The 1725-nt window shown below is 72.0% G+C and carries 1 protein-coding gene and 1 pseudogene; both read right to left on the minus strand.

Annotated elements, in window-relative coordinates:
- Positions 1-525 (minus strand): annotated as a pseudogene (locus tag ACJMNC_RS18250) (hypothetical protein); the annotation flags it as partial.
- A gap of 147 nt (positions 526-672) precedes the next feature.
- The coding region (locus ACJMNC_RS18255) for a GMC family oxidoreductase N-terminal domain-containing protein (RefSeq protein WP_408949362.1) at positions 673-1725 on the minus strand (1053 nt) is incomplete at its 5' end.

A 1725-nucleotide genomic window follows, 5' to 3' on the forward strand; every position in this document is an offset into this window, starting at 1 on the left:
TGACCACCGACGACGGCCGGAAGGCGTGCCGGCGGCCGCGCGCGGCCCCCAGGATCTTGGCCGACGGCAGCGGCGCCCCTCGAGGCTGTGCAGGCCGGCCCCGGCGAAGGTCCGGTGCTTGATCACCGCGCGCCCGTCCAGATTCTCCACGTCGTTGTCGGTCCCGAAACCGAAGTAGGAGTCCTCCGCCTTGGACGAGGCGTAGACCCGGCTGCGCTGATCGCGGCTGAACGGGCGCTCCTCGTCGTTGGAGGTGACGATGTACTGGCGCAGTTCCGGGCCGAAGCGCTCGAGGATGAAGCGCAGATGCCCGACCACCGGATAGTTCCGGACGATGGCGTGCTTGTTCTGCACCGGGTCGTGCACCACCAGGCCGCCCAGGAGCGCGCTGCCGCCGGCCGCCAGCCGGCGTGCCCTGGTCACCCGATCGCCCCAGCCGGCCCGCCGGTCGGCGCCGGTGAAGCGCCGGTGAACGAGATCCGTTGCAGCACAGTCGCACTCCTCAGTGAGCGATGGGGCACTCACCGCGACGGTACTCGCCGGCGGAAGTTAATTCAAAAATCGTTGAATTATCTTCACGCGGTATTCACCAGGGTTACGGCAACGCGCCGGCGGGAGAATTCACGGCAGCAAGCCGACAGTGAGTTCACGGCAGCAAGCCGACAGGAGAATTCACGGCAGCAAGCTGCCTAGCGCCCAGGCGACCATTGCGACGCTCGCATGCGGCCCGCTGCGCAGGTGCGGCGGCAGCACCGACGCGTCCACCACGTGCAGGCCCGCCACACCCGGGACACCGCCGAACGGGTCGAGTGCCTCCCCGAGCGGCAGGCTGCCCAGCGCGTGCTGGTTCATCCCGATCACCGGGTCGATCTCGATCGAGCCGGGCTCCACCAACTCCGCGAACTCCTCACCGCCGAGCATCTCCACCACCCGCCCGGCGGCGGAGTGCAGCCGCTCGAGCGACTCGGCCGTCGGCTCCCCCAGGTCCAGTCCGTCCGGCCCGAAGGACCCGGCCACCGGCTCGGCCAGGTCGGCGACGCCGATCGGCACGCCGCGCAACGGCTCACCGTCAATGAACCGGCCGAAGTCGTCGCCGTAGCAGCGGACCTCCAGGCCGTCGGCGGTGTGGAGTACCGACTGCAGCAGCGCCCGCGCAGACAGCGGCCGGCGCGGCGTGAACCGCACGAGCAGTTCGGCGTGCTCATGGACCGTTACGTGAGACTCGCCGATCCCGCTGCGCCGCAAGAGCTCTGCGGTCCCGAGGGTGCCCGCGGCCAGAATCACCGTCCCGGCGGCGAGCTGCCGGTCGCCGCAGTCCACGCCGACGATGCGGCCGTCGCGCTGCACCAGCCGCTGCACCGTCAGACCGCCCTGCACCGGCGGACCGCCGGCCATCGCCAGGACGTGCGCTCCGGTAAAACGGCGGCCGCGCACCCGGTTGCTGCGCACCCGGTTCACCCCCACCACCGGCCAGGCGCCGCCGGCGGCGAGCTGCCCGCGGGAGAGCCAGTACTGCTCAAAGGCCCGCGGCAGGTCGCCGAGCTCCTCGTCCGACGGCGCCGAGACGTGCAGCAGGCCGCCGCCGTCGTCGCCGCCGTCCACCGCGTCGTAGGCGGCCGCGGCGAACACCGGCCACGGCCCGGGCCAGTCGACCAGGTCGGTGACGTGCGGGCGCAGGAAGTAGCCGCCGTTGATCGCCGCGCTGCCGCCGGCGCCGAGCCCCCG

It is taken from the genome of Gordonia sp. VNK21, assembly GCF_046098115.1.
Lineage (GTDB): Bacteria > Actinomycetota > Actinomycetes > Mycobacteriales > Mycobacteriaceae > Gordonia.